The organism is Nocardia sp. NPDC050412, assembly GCF_044458825.1.
In the GTDB taxonomy this organism is placed as follows: domain Bacteria; phylum Actinomycetota; class Actinomycetes; order Mycobacteriales; family Mycobacteriaceae; genus Nocardia.
Genome location: NZ_JBITIJ010000016.1, coordinates 95,557 through 111,413 on the forward strand (window position 1 = coordinate 95,557; position 15,857 = coordinate 111,413).

The 15,857-nt window shown below is 65.7% G+C and carries 14 protein-coding genes and 1 pseudogene; 6 read left to right on the top strand and 9 right to left on the bottom strand.

What is annotated here, in order from left to right; genetic code table 11:
• Nucleotides 1-12: 12 nt before the first annotated feature.
• Genes ACIBI6_RS33850 through ACIBI6_RS33870 form a run of 5 tightly spaced genes read right to left on the bottom strand, consistent with a single transcriptional unit; the run spans nt 13 to nt 6,090 of the window.
• Nucleotides 13-825 carry an HpcH/HpaI aldolase/citrate lyase family protein gene (locus tag ACIBI6_RS33850; protein WP_396958923.1) on the bottom strand — a complete coding sequence of 271 codons (813 nt, stop codon included), beginning with the start codon at nt 823-825 and terminating at the stop codon, nt 13-15.
• On the bottom strand, nt 822-1,310 hold the full coding sequence (locus ACIBI6_RS33855) for a MaoC family dehydratase (protein WP_396958925.1): 489 nt from the start codon (nt 1,308-1,310) through the stop codon (nt 822-824). Before ACIBI6_RS33855 ends, ACIBI6_RS33850 begins: the two co-directional genes overlap by 4 nt.
• The gene (locus ACIBI6_RS33860) at nt 1,307-2,467 is read right to left on the bottom strand and encodes an acyl-CoA dehydrogenase family protein (protein WP_364340816.1); all 1,161 of its coding nucleotides are present in this window, start codon (nt 2,465-2,467) and stop codon (nt 1,307-1,309) included. Before ACIBI6_RS33860 ends, ACIBI6_RS33855 begins: the two co-directional genes overlap by 4 nt.
• Before the next feature lie 18 nt (nt 2,468-2,485).
• The gene (locus ACIBI6_RS33865; protein ID WP_396958927.1) at nt 2,486-4,495 is read right to left on the bottom strand and encodes an acetyl/propionyl/methylcrotonyl-CoA carboxylase subunit alpha; all 2,010 of its coding nucleotides are present in this window, start codon (nt 4,493-4,495) and stop codon (nt 2,486-2,488) included.
• A 5-nt stretch (nt 4,496-4,500) separates the two neighbouring features.
• The gene (locus ACIBI6_RS33870) at nt 4,501-6,090 is read right to left on the bottom strand and encodes a carboxyl transferase domain-containing protein (RefSeq protein ID WP_396958929.1); all 1,590 of its coding nucleotides are present in this window, start codon (nt 6,088-6,090) and stop codon (nt 4,501-4,503) included.
• A 141-nt stretch (nt 6,091-6,231) separates the two neighbouring features.
• Between ACIBI6_RS33870 and ACIBI6_RS33875 the strand changes: the two genes are divergently transcribed.
• Nucleotides 6,232-6,777, top strand: coding sequence for a TetR/AcrR family transcriptional regulator (locus tag ACIBI6_RS33875; protein ID WP_364341343.1), 546 nt, complete (start codon nt 6,232-6,234; stop codon nt 6,775-6,777).
• 11 nt (nt 6,778-6,788) lie between these two features.
• Here the strand turns inward: ACIBI6_RS33875 and ACIBI6_RS33880 are convergent, their stop codons facing one another.
• Entirely contained in the window at nt 6,789-7,535 is a 747-nt protein-coding gene (locus tag ACIBI6_RS33880; RefSeq protein ID WP_364340822.1) for a 3-hydroxybutyrate dehydrogenase, read from the bottom strand.
• Complete coding sequence (locus tag ACIBI6_RS33885; protein WP_396958931.1) at nt 7,532-8,959, bottom strand: MFS transporter; 1,428 nt, start codon at nt 8,957-8,959, stop codon at nt 7,532-7,534. The genes ACIBI6_RS33880 and ACIBI6_RS33885 overlap by 4 nt, the downstream gene beginning before the upstream one ends.
• Before the next feature lie 141 nt (nt 8,960-9,100).
• Here ACIBI6_RS33885 and ACIBI6_RS33890 point away from each other — a divergent pair, with 141 nt between their 5' ends.
• Nucleotides 9,101-10,024, top strand: coding sequence for a LysR family transcriptional regulator (locus ACIBI6_RS33890; protein ID WP_364340826.1), 924 nt, complete (start codon nt 9,101-9,103; stop codon nt 10,022-10,024).
• A gap of 96 nt (nt 10,025-10,120) precedes the next feature.
• Here the strand turns inward: ACIBI6_RS33890 and ACIBI6_RS33895 are convergent, their stop codons facing one another.
• Together ACIBI6_RS33895 and ACIBI6_RS33900 are read right to left on the bottom strand one after the other, a co-directional pair.
• On the bottom strand, nt 10,121-10,852 hold the full coding sequence (locus ACIBI6_RS33895; RefSeq protein WP_396958956.1) for an ABC transporter ATP-binding protein: 732 nt from the start codon (nt 10,850-10,852) through the stop codon (nt 10,121-10,123).
• Nucleotides 10,853-10,882: 30 nt separating this feature from the next.
• Nucleotides 10,883-11,941 (bottom strand): ABC transporter permease, encoded by a 1,059-nt coding sequence (locus ACIBI6_RS33900; RefSeq protein ID WP_396958933.1) that lies wholly within the window; start codon nt 11,939-11,941, stop codon nt 10,883-10,885.
• 130 nt (nt 11,942-12,071) lie between these two features.
• On the opposite strand from ACIBI6_RS33900, the pseudogene ACIBI6_RS33905 reads away from it, so the two are divergent.
• From ACIBI6_RS33905 to cobM, 4 genes and pseudogenes are all read left to right on the top strand, one after another.
• Nucleotides 12,072-13,220, top strand: a pseudogene (locus ACIBI6_RS33905) (sensor histidine kinase); the annotation flags it as partial.
• 365 nt (nt 13,221-13,585) lie between these two features.
• Complete coding sequence (locus ACIBI6_RS33910) at nt 13,586-14,203, top strand: LuxR C-terminal-related transcriptional regulator (protein WP_396958935.1); 618 nt, start codon at nt 13,586-13,588, stop codon at nt 14,201-14,203.
• 110 nt (nt 14,204-14,313) lie between these two features.
• Complete coding sequence (locus ACIBI6_RS33915) at nt 14,314-14,739, top strand: PPOX class F420-dependent oxidoreductase (RefSeq protein ID WP_364340832.1); 426 nt, start codon at nt 14,314-14,316, stop codon at nt 14,737-14,739.
• A 16-nt stretch (nt 14,740-14,755) separates the two neighbouring features.
• Complete coding sequence (gene cobM, locus ACIBI6_RS33920; RefSeq protein ID WP_364340834.1) at nt 14,756-15,520, top strand: precorrin-4 C(11)-methyltransferase; 765 nt, start codon at nt 14,756-14,758, stop codon at nt 15,518-15,520.
• Nucleotides 15,521-15,857: the final 337 nt, after the last annotated feature.

A 15,857-nucleotide genomic window follows, 5' to 3' on the forward strand; every position in this document is an offset into this window, starting at 1 on the left:
AGTTTCGAAAAATCAGGTGTGGTTCGCGCGCCGCACGATCTGCTCGGCATGGCGCAGCACCGGGGCATCGACCATACGGCCCTCGAATGCGAAAACGCCCCGATGGTTCGGGACTTCGTCGAGTACCCTTCGAGCCCAGTCGATTTCGTCATCGGACGGGGCGTAGGCCGCCCGGATGACCGGCACCTGGCTCGGATGGATCGCCACCTTGGCGTCGAAGCCGCTCGCGACCGCGTCCACCGCTTCGGCGCGCAGCCCGTCGAGATCGCGGATGTTCAGATACACCGAGTCCAGCGCGAACTTGCCGTACGCCTTGGCCGCGAGCAGCGTCGTCGACCGAACATGGCGTGCCACATCGCGATAACTGTCATCGGCATGCCGACTGGAGTTGCCGCCGAGCCCGGCGACCAGATCCTCCGCACCCCACATGGCCCCGATCGCATTGCGCGCCGATACCGCTTGTCCGACAGCCATGGCGCCGAGCGGCGATTCGACCAGCGCGATCACCTCGTAGTCGGAGAGTGAGTCGAGTTGTTCGGCGGATTCGGCTTTCGGCAGCATGATCCGTCGATACTGGGTCCGCGCCAATGCCGCGAGATCCGATTCGTGTTCATCGGTGCCGACGGCATTGATCCGCACCACGGTGGTCTCGGGGTCCAGCTCGGTCCCGACGAGTGCCTTGCGCGCGGCGGCTTTATCCCCGGCCGCGACCCCGTCCTCGAGATCGAGGATCACCACATCGGCCGCCGCGGCGGCCTTTTCGTAGCGTTCGGGGCGGTCGGCCGGGCAGAACAGCCAGGCCGGTCCGGGGATTTGCCAACTCATGCGGGCTCCTTGCGCACCAATGTCTTGCGTACCGCAGTCGCCACGATATCGCCATGCTGGTTGCGAGCGGTGTGCGCGAAGGTGAGGATGCCCTCGCCCGGACGGCTCTTGGATTCGCGCTTATCGGTGACCACCGTCTCGGCATACATGGTGTCGCCGTGGAACAGCGGCTTCGGGAAGGCGACTTCGGAGAAGCCCAGATTGGCGACGATCGTGCCCTGGGTCAGCTGCGCGACCGAGAGGCCGATCAGGGTGGAGAGGGTGAACATCGAATTCACCAGGCGCTGGTGGAACGGCGGCAGCTGAGCGCTGAAGGCCGCGTCCAGGTGTAGTGCCTGGGTGTTCATGGTCAGCGTGGTGAACAGAACGTTATCGGCCTCGGTGATGGTCCGGCCCGGTCGATGCTCGTACACCACACCGATCTCGAACTCCTCGAACCACAGGCCGCGCTGCACCACCCGGCGTGGGGCGTCCGTCTCCGTCACAGGCCCAGCTCCCGTCCGATCAGCATCAGCTGTACCTCCGTTGTGCCCTCGCCGATCTCCAGGATCTTGCTGTCGCGATAGTGCCTGGCCACAGCGTATTCGTTCATGAAGCCGTAGCCGCCGAAGATCTGGGTGGCATCGCGGGCGTTGTCCATTGCCGCCTCGCTGGCCACCAGCTTCGCGATGGAGGCTTCCTTCTTGAACGGTTTACCCGCCAGCATGAGTGCGGCGGCGTCGTAATAGGCGGTGCGCGCGGCGTGGGCGCGCGCCTCCATGCGGGCGATTTTGAAGGCGATGGCCTGGTTGCGGCCGATGGCCTGACCGAAGGACTCGCGCTCCTTGGCATAGCGCACGCTCTCGTCCACGCAGCCCTGGGCCGCGCCGACCGACAGCGCCGCGATGGCAATGCGGCCCTCGTCGAGAATGCGCAGGAAGTTGGCGTAGCCGCGACCGCGCTCGCCGAGCAGATTCTCCTCCGGCACCCGCACGTCGGTGAAGCTCAACGGATGCGTATCCGAGGCATTCCAGCCGACCTTGTTGTAGGCCGGTTCAGCCACGAAGCCGGGGGTGTCGGTGGGCACGAGGATGGTCGAGATCTCCTTCTTGCCGCCCGACTGTCCGGTCACCGCGGTCACCGTCACCAGTTTGGTGATATCGGTGCCGGAGTTGGTGATGAACTGCTTGCTGCCATTGATGACCCATTCGCCGCTATCGGCGACCGCGGTGGTCCTGGTGCCACCCGCATCGCTGCCTGCACCGGGTTCGGTGAGTCCGAAGGCGGCCAGATTACGGCCACTCGTCAGCTGCGGCAGCCATTCCTGCTTCTGCTTATCGTTGCCGAAGCGATAGATAGGCATGGCGCCCAGCGAGACACCGGCCTCGAGCGTGATCGCGACACTCTGATCGACCTTGCCGAGTTCCTCGAGCGCCAGGCACAGCGCGAAATAGTCGCCGCCCATACCGCCGTACTCCTCAGGGAACGGCAGGCCGAACAGGCCCATATCGGCCATACCCGCGACGACCTGGTACGGAAACGTATGGTTCGCATCGTGTTCGGCGGCTACGGGCGCGACTACCGACTTGGCGAAATCGCGCACCGTCAGTGCTAGGTCGCGATAGTCCTCGGGCAGTGTGCCGGTGGACAGAAAGTCACTCATGCGGAAATTCCTTCTCGCTCAGCGTTCGGGTTCGGTGGAGGCCGCGGCGATGCGCACCAGCGGCTGGTCGAGGCGGACCTGAACCCCCGGTTCGACCAGGACTTCAACGGTGCCCGCGACCGGCGCGGTGAGCGTGTGCTCCATCTTCATGGCCTCGACCACGACGACCGGGGTCCCCACGGCGACGGTGGCGCCGTTGGCGACCGGTACCGCGATCACCGAACCCGGCATGGGACTGCGGATTTCGGCGTCGCCGACATGTTCGGCGCCACCGCGGACATTCACCTCGGCAACCTCGCGCAATACCGCGACACCGGAGGGGCCGGCCACCCAGAGCTGTCCGTCGTGCTCCGCGACACGGTAATCCCGGCGCACACCGTCCAGCGTCAGGACCAGCCTGCCGTCGGTGAAATCAGCAGTGAGCGAAACTGGTTCGCCGCTGTTGAGGTGCACGTCGGCCGCGTCGGGCGAGCCGGTCAGGTAGACGTGCTCGGTGCGGTCACCGCTGGCGAGCCTGATGGTGGTCGGCGCGGGCGTGCCGATGCGCCACCCGGACGGGATATCCCACGGATCGCTCACCGCCGCAGGCCAGCGCCGCAGCCAGTGATAGGCGGCGCCAGCCATGAACTCCTCGTCCCCGACGGTGGCGGGCCGGAAGTCGCCGACACGACGATCCAGCAGACCGGTATCGAGCTTCCCCGCGGCCACATCCTGGTCGGCCAGTAGGAAGCGCAGGAACTCGATATTGCTGGTGACCCCGAGCAGAACGGTATCGCTCAGTGCTCGATCGAGTTTCGCGAGCGCGGTATGGCGATCGGCGGCGTGCACGATGACCTTCGACAACATCGGATCGTAATCGCTGCCGACGACGGTGCCGATGCGTAGGCCCGAATCCACCCGCACACCAGCGCCTTCGGGCTCGGACAAGTCGAGCACCGTGCCGCCGGTGGGTAGGAAGCCGCGACCGGGATCCTCGGCATAAACGCGCGCCTCGATCGCATGTCCGACCAGCCGCAGCTCATCCTGGTCCACCGCGAGCTTCTGCCCGGCCGCGACGCGTACCTGGCACTCCACCAGATCGATCCCGGTGACCAGCTCGGTGACCGGATGTTCCACCTGCAGACGGGTATTCATCTCCATGAAGAAGAACTCGTCCGGCCGATCGGCGGAGACGATGAATTCGACCGTGCCCGCACCGACATAGTCGACGCTGCGTGCGGTATTGCAGGCTGCCGCGCCGATGCGCGCCCTGGTCGCGGCATCCAGCAGTGGCGACGGCGCCTCTTCGATGACCTTCTGGTGCCGCCGCTGCAGGCTGCATTCGCGTTCACCGAGGTGGATCACGTGGCCGAATTGGTCAGCAAGGATCTGCACCTCGATATGGCGTGGCCGGGTGACGAATCGCTCCAGGAACAGGGTGTCGTCACCGAATGCCGCGGCTGCTTCGCGTCGGGCGCTGGCCAGCGCGGCGGGCAATGCCGACGGCTCCTCGACCAGTCGCATACCCTTACCGCCACCACCGGCGGATGGCTTGACCAGTACCGGATAGCCGATATCGGTTGCGGCGTCGATCAATTCGGCATCGCTGAGGCCAGGACGGGCGATACCGGGGACCACGGGCACATCGAACGCGGCGACGGTGTTCTTCGCCGCGATCTTGTCGCCCATGATCTCGATCGCCTTGGCGGGCGGCCCGAGGAACACAATGCCCGCCTCGGCCAGCGCGGACGCGAAGGCGGCATTCTCGGAAAGGAATCCGTAGCCCGGATGCACGGCCTTGGCGCCGGTGCGCACCGCCGCGGCGACCACCTTCTTGATATCGAGATAACTTTCCCGGGCCGGAGCCGGACCCAGGCGCACTGCGATATCCGCCTCGCGCACGTGCCTGGCCTGCGCGTCCGCGTCGCTGTAGACCGCGACCGAGCGAATGCCCATGGCGCGCAAGGTGCGGATGACCCGCACCGCGATCTCGCCGCGGTTGGCGACGAGCACGATGTCGAAATCGACGGGATGGGATTTGTTCATCATCGCGATCACATCCGGAAGACGCCGTAGGAAACGGGTTCGAGCGGTGCCTGCGCACACACCGAAAGGGCAAGTCCGAGTACGGTTCTGGTGTCGGCCGGGTCGATGACGCCGTCGTCCCAGAGCCGCGCGGTCGAGTAGTACGGATTGCCCTGATGTTCGTACTGTTCCCGAATCGGCGCCTTGAATGCCTCCTCGTCCGTGGCCGACCACGGCTGTCCGCTGCTGTCGAGTTGATCCCCGCGCACCGTCGACAGCACCGAGGCGGCCTGCTCACCACCCATTACCGAAATCCGCGCATTGGGCCACATCCACAGGAAACGCGGTGAATACGCGCGCCCGCACATCGAATAGTTGCCCGCGCCATAGGATCCGCCGATCACCACCGTGAGTTTCGGCACCCGCGCACACGCGACCGCGGTGACCATCTTGGCGCCGTGCTTGGCGATACCGCCCGCTTCGTAATCGCGCCCGACCATGAAACCGGTGATGTTCTGCAGAAACAGCAGCGGAATCTTGCGCTTATCGCACAGTTCGATGAAATGCGCGCCCTTCATGGCGGATTCGCTGAACAGCACGCCGTTATTGGCGATGATGCCGACCGGATGGCCATGGATGCGGGCGAATCCAGTGACGAGCGTCTTGCCGTATTCGGCCTTGAATTCGTGGAATCCGTCGCCACCGTCGACCAGCCGATGGATGACCTCGCGAACGTCGTACGGCGTGCGCGGATCGACCGGGACAACGTCGTACAGTTCTGACTCCGGCTTCGCGGTCGCGACAGTCGGCGTCACCTCCCACGGGCTGGCCGGGCGCGGGCCGAGCGTGGCCACAATGCGGCGCACAATGCGCAGCGCGTCCTGATCGTCCTCGGCCAGATGATCGGTGACTCCCGAAGTGCGCGAATGCAATTCGCCACCGCCCAGTTCCTCGGCGGTAACCACTTCCCCGGTCGCGGCCTTCACCAGCGGCGGTCCGCCGAGGAAAATCGTGCCCTGATTGCGCACGATCACCGCCTCGTCGCTCATCGCGGGCACGTACGCACCACCGGCGGTGCAGGAACCGAGTACCGCGGCGATCTGCGGAATTCCCTTGGCGCTCATGGTCGCCTGGTTGTAGAAGATGCGCCCGAAATGCTCCCGGTCCGGGAACACTTCGTCCTGGCGCGGCAGGAACGCACCGCCTGAGTCGACGAGATACACACAGGGCAACTGGTTCTGCAATGCGACCTCTTGGGCGCGCAGATGCTTCTTCACCGTCATCGGGTAGTAGGTGCCGCCCTTGACCGTGGCGTCATTGGCCACGATCACACATTCCCGCCCGGAAATCCGCCCGATGCCGGTGATGATCCCGGAGCCGGGGCATTCGTCGTCGTACATGCCGGTCGCGGCCAGCGGCGAGAGCTCGAGGAACGGGCTGCCCGGATCGAGCAGCTGATCCACCCGCTGCCGGGGCAGCAGCTTGCCGCGGGCCACATGTCGCTCGCGCGCCTTCGCGGGCCCGCCGAGCGCCGCAGCGGCCAGCCGGGCGCGTAGATCCTCCAGTAGCGCCCCATGTGCCGTGCGGTTGTCGACCCCGACCTGTTCGGTCACCGTCATCACGCCGTCCTGCCATCCAGTTAGTCGCCGATAACTGGAATTCAGGTTAATGTTGATTAACCGAGATGTCCAGGTGTGCTGAAAGGAGGGCGTGTGACCAGCACCGACCCCGGCACGCTCACCCGCAGGGAAAAACTGAAGATGCAGCGCAGGGAGCAGTTGCTCGATGCGGGTGCCCGGCTCATCGCCGATCGTGGGTTCCTCGGCATGCGCCTGGACGACCTCGGCGCGGCCGTCGGGATCAGCGGCCCGGCGGTCTACCGGCACTTCCCGAATAAGGAGGCGCTGCTGGTCGAACTGCTTATCGGGGTCAGTCAGCGGCTGCTCGCGGGTGGGAAGGCGGTGGTGGCGCGGACCGGGTCGGCGCGGGAGGCGCTGGACGGGCTTGTCGATTTCCATCTGGACTTCGCGCTCGGCGAGCCCGAACTCATCCGGATCCAGGACCGCGACCTCGAGAACGTGCCGGTCGGGCCCAGACGAGAACTGCGGCGCACCCAGCGTCAGTATGTCGAGATCTGGGTGACGGTGCTGCGGGAGTTGCATCCGGAACTGCCGGAGGAGACCGCGCGGGTGCAGGCCCATGCGGGCTTCGGCTTGATGAACTCCACGCCGCACAGCGCGACCAATGCCACCGCCACCCGGGCCCGGCCGGTCCTGCGACAGATGGCGCTGTCCGCATTGGGCTAGGCCCGCCGGAATCACCGGGCGGTCCACCCGCCGTCCATGGTGTAGGACGCGCCGGTGACCATGCCCGCGTTGGGTGAGACGAGCCAACCCACCAGTGACGCAACCTCTTGCGGCTCGACCAGCCGCTTGATCGCACTCTCGGTGAGCAGCACCCGCTCCAGCACCTGCTGCTCGTCGATGCCATGTGCCTTGGCTTGATCGGCAATCTGCTTGTCCACCAACGGCGTTCGAACATATCCGGGATTGACGCAATTGCTCGTGACGCCGTGACGGCCGCCCTCGAGCGCCGTCACCTTGGACAGGCCCTCCAGAGCATGCTTGGCCGTCACGTACGCGACCTTGTATTCGGACGCGCGCAATCCATGTACCGAGGACAGATTGATGATCCGGCCGAAACCTCGCTGGTACATCCGCGGCAGTGCCGCGCGGATGAGCAGGAACGGCGCTTCGACCATGAGCGTCATCAGGTTCCGGAATCGCTCCGGCGGGAAGTCCTCGATCGGGTTGATGCTCTGTACACCGGCGTTGTTCACCAGGATGTCCACGTCCAGGGTGAGATTTTCCAGTGCCGCGACGTCGAGAAGATCTATGGCCCAGGCTTTTCCGTCGATATCGCTCGCGAGTGCCTTCGCGGCCACGTCATCGATATCGGCGATGGTGACGATGGCGCCGCGCGCGGCGAGTTCTCTGGCGCAGGCGGCGCCGATGCCGCTGGCGCCGCCGGTGATCAGGGCGGAACGTCCGGTCAGATCACTCATGCCTGCGCCTCGCTGGCGCTCGGCTCCGGCATGACGGTTTCGGCCGGTGTATGTGCCGATTGCGCGGCAAGGTTTTCCGCGTCGGCGGTGTCGATGCTCTCCAGTGTTATGCCCTTCGTTTCGCGGGCGAACAGGACGGCGATCGCGGTAATCGCCGCGGCCGCAGCCAAATACAGGGCGATCGGTACCGCCGACCCATAGGTATTGAGCAGGCGCACGGCGATGATCGGGGCGAGCGATCCAGCTACGATCGAGGTGACCTGATAGCCGAGGGAGACACCGGAATACCGCATCCGGGTGGGGAACATCTCGGCCATGATCGCGGGCTGGCCCGCATACATGAAGGCGTGGAATACCAGGCCGATAATGATCGCGGACATGATGATCGCGTTATGGCCGCTGTCCATCATGGGGAAGGCGAAGAAGCCCCAGGTGCCCGCGGTGAGCGCGCCGGCCAGGTACACCGGCCGTCGGCCGAAGCGATCGGAAAGGCTGCCCGCCAACGGAATCATGACCAAGTGCACGGCATGTGCGGCCAGCAGCCACCAGAGGATGACCTTGGTATCGACGTGCACGTGCACCTTGAGATAGGTGATGGTGAACGTGACCACCAGGTAGTAGAGGATATTCTCGCCGAATCGCAGCCCCATGGCGGTGAACACACCGCGCGGGTAGCGCCGCAGCACCTCGACGACACTGAGCGAATTGGCCTTGATCTGTTCGATTTCCTGCTGTGCCGCAACGAAAATGGGTGCGTCGGTGACCTTGGTGCGAATGTAGTAGCCGACCAGCACGACCACCGCGGACAGCCAGAACGCCACACGCCAGCCCCAGCTGAGGAAGGCGGCGTCGGACAGCGTCGAGGTCAGCGCCAGTAGTGCGACCGTCGCCAACATATTGCCCACCGGCACCCCGGCCTGCGGCCAGCTAGCCCAGAAGCCGCGCCTGGAGTTCGGACTGTGTTCGGCCACGAGCAGTACCGCGCCACCCCATTCGCCGCCGACCGCGAAGCCCTGAATGAATCGCAGGACGACGAGCAATGTCGGTGCCCAGTAACCGATTTGGGCGAAGGTCGGTAGACAGCCCATGAGGAAGGTCGCGCTTCCGACGAGCACCAGACTGAACTGCAGCAGCTTCTTGCGGCCGTATTTGTCACCGAAATGTCCGAAGACGACACCGCCCAAGGGGCGTGCGGCGAAACCGACGGCGTAGGTGATGAAGGCGGCGAGGATCGCGTCGAGATCGCTGGTGTCCTTGGCGAAGAACACCTTGCTGAAGACGAGCGTCGCGGCCGTGCCGTAGAGGAAGAACTCGTACCACTCGACGACGGTGCCCGCCATGGACGCGGCCACCACCCGCCTCAGCCCGGCCGGTACCCCGCCGGGATCGTTTCCCGTCGGCCGCATCGCATCGCGCACACTCATCGAACATCTCCTTCATGACCGGGGCCACATCTGGCAAGCAGATGTGACGGCCCCCACATTTCGTGGTCAGCACGAGTATTCGTGCACATATCTTCGGCCGCAATAACCAGTTGTGCAGTGCGCATCTGCAAGAATGCAGATATGAGTTCGGCCGCACCGGGTGCCAGCCGCCCCAGCGCGGATGATCTGCTGGTTCTGCTCGCCGTGGGGCGCTCCGGGCGCTTCGTGTCGGCGGCCGAGGAGCTGGGGATCAACCACACCACCATCTCGCGCCGCATTGCCGCACTGGAGCAGACGCTGGGTGGGCGGGTACTGACCCGGGTGACCGGCGGTTGGGAGTTGACCGATCTCGGGCGCGAGGCGTTGGCGGCGGCCGAGGCAGTGGAATCGGCGGTCAAGTCCCTGGCTACCGATGCCGACGGCATGCGGGTGCTGGAGGGTGTGGTTCGGATTTCGGCGACCGACGGGTTCAGTGCCTATATGGCGGCACCGGCCGCCGCGGAGGTGCAGCGGCGGCATCCGAAGATCTCGGTCGAGATCGTGGCGGCGACTCGGCGTGCCTCCCAGCAGCGGTCCGGTCTGGATATCGAAGTTGTGGTGGGTGAGCCGCAAGTGCACCGCGCAAGGGCTATTCGGTTGGCCGATTACTGTCTCGGTCTCTATGGTTCCCGCGACTATCTCCGTGAACACGGAACACCGACGGCCATAGGGGATCTCGCGCGCCACTCGTTGGTCTACTTCATCGATTCCATGTTGCAGGTGGACGAGTTGGACCTGGCTTCCAGCTTCCGACCCGCCATGCGTGAATCCGTCACTTCCACAAATGTTTTCGTGCACGTCGAAGCAACCCGCGCAGCTGCGGGCCTCGGTTTGCTGCCATGCTTTATGGCCGATCGCCACGACGACTTGATCCGAGTGCTTCGAAAGGAAGTCTCCATTCGCCTCACCTATTGGCTCGTCACTCGCACCGAGACATTGCGCAGGCCCGAGGTGGCGGCGGTCGTCGAGGCGATACAGGTTCGGGTGCGGGATCAGCGGAATGTGCTGCTCGGCTTATCGGCGTAATCGGTTGACAGCCTTCGTGATGTCGTCAAGGGTCGGGTATCCGTGCGGTCCGGCAGGGGCGGGCTCGCGCGGAAAATCCCGGCGGACGTGCAGGTTTCAGGCGGCGTGGCCGTTGGCCCGGTCGAGGGAGAGGGTGCCGTCGACCATGCGGTAGACAGCGTTCATCTGATGTAGGTGGGTGTGGTCGTGGGTTACCAGGAGGGTGGCGGCTTCGTGGGTGCGGGACACGGTAAGGATCAGGTCGATTATGGCGGTGCCGCGTTCGGTGTCGAGGGCGCTGGTTGGTTCGTCGATGACCAGGAGGGCCGGGTCGTTCATCAGGGCACGAGCTATGTTGACGCGTTGGCGTTGGCCGCCGGAGAGTTGCGCGGGGCGTTTGGAGTGTTGGTCGGCCAGGCCTACGGCGTCGAGTAATTCCATTGCCTTGGTGCGGGTTCCGCGGCGTCGGATGGGAGAGGTGAAAAAATGCTGGCCGAGGTGGGACATGGCCTCTAGTTGTTCGACGGCGGTCAGCGCGGGGATGAGGTTGGGGTGTTGGAAGACGATGCCGATGGACGAGCGGCGTAGGGCGGCGGCCTTGCGGCGCGTCAATGTGGCGAAATCCACGGTGCCGTAACGTGTTTCGAGGGTCACCTCGCCAGAGTCGGGGCGGATCAGGGTGGAGACTACCGCGAGGAGGCTGGATTTCCCGGAGCCGGAGGGGCCGGTGATCGCGGCGATGGTGCCGCCGGTGACATGCAGGTTCACGTTGTTCAGTGCGGTGAGGCGGCCTGCGCCGTCCGGGTAGGTGAGGGTTGTTTCGTTGACGGTGAGAGCGGTTTTCGTCATGGTCGCGGTGGTCATGCGGGTCTCCGGAGGTCAGCGGGTCGCACCGAGTGCGGTCAGCGGGTCGATGGTGAACAGGAAGCGCAGGGCGATGGCCGCGCCGACCAGGCCGAGGAAAATCAGGACCGCCGCAGGGAACAGGGTTGTCGAAGGGCTGAGTACGAATGGCAGTCCCTCGCCCATGAATGTTGCTGCGGTGACCGTGATTCCGAGTCCGACCGCGACACCGGCGATCAGTACGATCGCCGCTTGGGCGAGGGCGTCGCGGACCAACGATCCGGATGTCGCGCCGAGTGCCTTCAGGGTCGCGATATCGGGCATGCGCTGCACCGTCCACACGGTGAAGAATGCGCCGATCACCAGCGCCGAGATGGCGAACAGCAGCACCGTCATCAGTGTCAGCGAACCGTTTTCGGCTTTGTAGGAACCCAACGCCGACAGCGATTCGGAGACACTGGTCGAGGTCGTATGCGCAGATGCGTTGGCGGAGGCGGTATTCGGGATGCCGGATACCGCGAGCACCGTGGCGGCGCCGCCGCGGGGACTCACCGATTGCCAGTCGGCGAGTGTCATCCAGGCGACGGGGGTGTGGCTGTACCAATCGTCGCCCTGGACCGCGGCCACGCGGAAGGTGCCCGCGCCGAACGTGACGGTGTCACCGGTGATGGCATCGAGGTCCTCGGCCGCGCCGGAGCTGAGCACGACAGTGCCGGAATCGGTTGCGACGCGGTTGCCGAATGCGGTTGCGGTGGTCCCGAACAGCGCGACCTGGGCGGGTTTCCTTGCACCCTGACCCGATACCGCGCCCTGCGCCCGGCTGATGCCGATCGGGTCAACGGAACCCGCGGCCGCCTGCCAGACCTCGACCTGTTGCTCGGTCAGTGCGGAGGTGTCGAAGGAGGGATCCGCGCCGTTATCGGCGAAGACAATGGCATCGGCATGGATCGCCTCGATGGCCGAGATGTTCTGGTGCGCGAGTCCGGTGGTGAGACCGCTGAGGAAACTCACCAGCAGCGCCACCAGGGTGACGACCAGCGTGATGAGCAGAAAACGGCCGCGTGCGGCCCGCAGATCCCGGAGTGCGACGAACATGCCACCACCCTGCCGCGCTCCGAGGTCACCGCCATCGCGCATGCGGAGGTATGCGGCCCGATCGAAGGTTGTTCGGTGTTTTACGCCTTTCGATGGATGCCGCCCGGATAGCCGCACATAAGCTGACAACGTGCATTCGTCGCCGCTCACCCCCGTCTTCACCGCGCTGCGGTTGGGGCTGCATGTGCTGGTGACGACGCTGGCCGTGGTGGTCGCGGCGCGTGCACTGCTGCCGGGTGCCGGACATCCGCTCGGCGTCCTCACGCTGACCGCGGCGTTCTCGGCCGTGTACTTCGCCGGTGCGCTGGTCGGCCGCCACCCGGCGGGGATCCGCATTTGGTTGGCGGCGCTGACGGTGCTGTGGCTCGCACTTGTGGTGCTCGCACCCGATGCCGGATACCTCGCATTCGGTGTGTTCTTCCTCTACCTGCACCTGCTACCACGGCCGTGGAGTCTGCTTGCGGTCGGTGCGGCCACCGTGGTGGCGGTGATCGGTTTCGGGGTGCACCGCGGCTGGTCGGTTGCGGGTGCGATCGGGCCGATTATCGGCGCGGCCGTGGCGGTGGGGATCGGGCTCGGCTACGAGGCGCTGTTCGGTGAATCCGCCGAACGTCAGCGCCTGATCGACGAATTGCTCAGTACCCGAGCAACTCTCGTGGAACAGGAGCGCACGGCGGGCAAGTTGGCCGAGCGTGAGCGGCTGGCGCAGGAGATCCACGACACCGTCGCGCAGGGGTTGAGCAGCATCCAACTACTGCTGCACGCCGCGGAGCAGTCGGCACCGGAGCATCCTGCGCTGCAACAGATTCGCCTCGCCCGCGAGACCGCGGCGGAGAACCTAGCCGAAACCCGAAGGCTGATAGCGGAATTGACCCCCGCCGCGCTGGAGGGGCAGAGCCTCGCGCAGGCGCTCGAGCGCATCTGTCAACGCGCCGAGACTCCCGGACTGCTTGCCCAGATGGTCGTCGAGGGCACGCCGGAGCGCCTGCCGATGCCCGTCGAGGCGGCACTGGTTCGGATCGCGCAGGGGGCGGTCTCGAATGTGGTGCGCCACGCGGACGCGAGCCGGATGCGATTGACCCTGACCTATGCCGACACCGATGTGTACCTCGACGTGGTCGATGATGGCATGGGCATCGATCCATCGGTGCTCGACCGCGCACCGACGGGGACCTTCGGTCTGGCCGCCATGCGCAGTCGCGTCGAACAGCAGGGCGGCACAATGGCGGTCGAGTCGGAACCCGGCCACACCGCGGTCACCGTCTCGTTTCCGCTGGAGGCCGTATCAGCGGAATACCGCTCGGTCACAGACCTGTCGGCAGCGGCATCGAGTCCCGCGAAATCCGCGCCCGTGCCGAGCGACCCCGACTTGTCCGCGGCGGTTCAGGCCGCGGCTGAATCCGCGTCCGCGCCGAGTGAATCCGTCCCGCCCGCAGCGGTCCGGACTGCGGCGGAATCCGGGCTTTCGCCGAGCGGGCCCAGCACGCCCGCAGTGATACAGACTGCGGCCGAATCCGCGTCGCCGCCGAGCGGGCCCAGCACGCCCGCAGTGATACAGACTGCGGCCGAACCCGCGTCGCCGCCGAGTGACACCGACCCGCCCGCAGCGGGCATACCAAATGCGACGGACCAGGAGCACCCCACGTGATCCGCCTCCTCCTGGCCGACGACCACGCCATCGTGCGCGCGGGCCTGCGCGCACTACTCGAGAGCAATCCCGACATCACCGTCCTCGGTGACACGCAGACTGCGGAGGCCGCCGTCGCGTTCTGCGCGACCACCCCGGTCGATCTGGTGCTCATGGATCTCAGCTTCGGACCCGGCCGCTCCGGCGTCGACGCGACCGCCGAACTACGTGCGCTCGAAAAGCCGCCCAATGTCCTGGTCGTCACCAACTATGACACCGACGCCGATATTCTCAGCGCCATCGAGGCGGGGGCCTGCGGCTACATCCTCAAGGACACCCCGCCGGTGCAACTGCTCGCGGCGGTGCGGTCAGCGGCCGCGGGGGAGAGTGTGCTGTCGCCTGCGGTGGCCTCCAAACTGATGATCCGCGTGCGCCGCGCCGATACCACCCTGAGCCCGCGCGAAATCGAGGTGCTGCGCCTGGTCGCCAACGGCAGCTCGAACCGAGAGATCGCCAAGGATCTGTTCCTCAGCGAAACCACCGTCAAATCCCACCTCGTCCACATCTACGCCAAACTCGGCGTGCGCTCCCGGACCTCCGCGGTCGCCCGCGCCCGCGAACAAGGCGCCATCTAGCGAGCGATCAAGATCAGGTGGAACTGGCGGCGGCAGCGCCGGAGGCGGTTTGCGGCCACAGTTTCCACGTGATCATCTGTCCGGTGCTGTGGGGGTTCTAGGGTTGGGGCATGGCCTCACTTTCGGATCCCAAAGTGCGCGACTTTCTGACCCATGCCAATCGAACCGGAAAGGTGGCATTCGTGGCCGCCGACGGACGGCCGGTGGTCACCCCGGTGTGGTTCGTCCTCGAGGGGGACGAACTGGTCTTCAATACCGGCAAGGCCACGGCCAAGGGCAGGGCCTTCGCCCGCGATCCACGCATCGCGGTGGTGGTCGACCTCGAGCAAGAGCCGTATTCCTCCATTCAGATCCAAGGCACCGTGACACTGTCCGAGGATCCCGACGAACTGCTGCGCACCGCCACCGAGATCGCCGGCCGCTATATGGGCGCGGATCGCGCCGAAGAATTCGGCAAGCGCAACGGCGTCCCGGGCGAACTAGTGGTTCGGGTGCACCCGGACAAGGTGATCGCCCACTTCGACGCGACGGCCTAGCCCTAGACTCTCCCGCATGACCGTGCACTTCATCGGGGCCGGGCCGGGCGCGGCGGACCTGCTGACCGTTCGCGCGGTAGAGCTGCTGCGCACCGCCCCGGTCTGCCTCTACGCGGGCACCTATCTGGACCCCGAGGTGCTCGCGCACTGCGCCCCCGATACCGAACTGATCGACACCCAACACCTGGACATCGACCAGATCACCGAGCATCTGGTGCGCGCGCACCGCTGCGGTAAGGACGTCGCCCGCCTCTGCTCCGGCGACCCCTCCATATATTCGGCCCTCACCGAACAAACCCGCCGCCTCGACGCGGCGGACGTGCCATGGGACATCACCCCCGGCGTCCCCGCCTATGCCGCCGCGGCCGCCATGCTCGGCACCGAGTTGACCGTCCCCGAAGTGGTCCAGTCGGTGGTACTCACCCGCACCCGGGCCCGCTCGACCGTCATGCCCGAAACCGAGGCACTCACGAACTTCGCCCGGACCCAGGCCACGCTGGTGCTGCATCTGGCCATTACCCGGATCCGCCCCCTGGCCGCCGAGCTGATTGCGGACTACGGCGCCGATTGCCCGACCGCCGTGGTCTATCGAGCCAGCCAACCCGATCAATTGGTCTTGCGCGGAACTCTCACCGATATCGCCGACCAGGTCGAATCCGCGGGGCTGCGCCAAGCCGCCGTCATCCTCGTGGGCCGCGCCCTCACTCCGAATCTGTCCTGCGCCCAGTCCCATCTCTATGACCCCGCCCGCGATCGTCACCGACCTTCGCAAGCAGTGTGAGATCGGTGACAGGTTCCCAGCAAACTTGCGATGATCCCGCTGCCTGGGGTGATGTTTTCCAGCTATGGGAGCTGATTGGTCGGGCGGCGAGGACGACGGTAGATTGTTTCGGTGATCTGCATTGAACTTCCCGGCGGAGCCGGTCGGTGGGTGGCGGGCATGGTCGCGCCCATGTAACAAGGTCGGCCTGGCGGGCAGATAGTGCCAATGAACATTTTTTGCTTGATTGATGAGAACTGAACGCGGGAACACAGACGCCACGCTGGCATAGGTGCGCGTCCACGTCCCGGTGTTCATCGGGGAGCGCTCGTGTGGTGTTCCGGAAGCGAGGTTACGG